This is a genomic window from Flavobacterium sp. FlaQc-52 (assembly GCF_044007495.1).
GTDB lineage: Bacteria > Bacteroidota > Bacteroidia > Flavobacteriales > Flavobacteriaceae > Flavobacterium > Flavobacterium cupriresistens.
In genome coordinates this window covers 1-393 of sequence record NZ_JBIPCV010000047.1, presented here as the reverse complement: position 1 = coordinate 393, position 393 = coordinate 1, and the positions used below count along the sequence as shown (strand labels likewise).

At 41.0% G+C, this 393-nt stretch carries 1 protein-coding gene; it reads right to left on the bottom strand.

Going from position 1 to position 393, the window contains the following annotated elements:
* On the bottom strand, window positions 1-393 hold a 393-nt coding region (locus ACHRV5_RS22440), incomplete at both ends, for a hypothetical protein (RefSeq protein ID WP_395428341.1).

Here is a 393-nt window from a genome sequence, read left to right as displayed (position 1 = left end):
GAGTGAAAATAGCAGAAGTATTTCCGCAATCATCATTAACAGTCCAAGTATTAGTATATGTTCCGGCGTTAGCACAACCTTGAGAAGCTACAAAAGCACCGCTTACTTTTACAATGTTGGTCACATCCGTATCACAAGCGTCAGCAGCTACTGGGAATTGCGCTTGAGCATTAGCTAAAGCTGTTGCATCACTACATTGAACCGTTGTATTTAATGTTCCTCCTTGAGTTGACCAGGTTGGAGCAGTAGTATCTTCGATGGTAATGATTTGAGTGAAAACAGCAGAAGCATTTCCACAATCATCATTAACTGTCCACGTATTAGTATAAGTTCCGGCGTTAGCACAACCTTGAGAAGCTACAAAAGCACCGCTTACTTTTACAATGTTTGTGA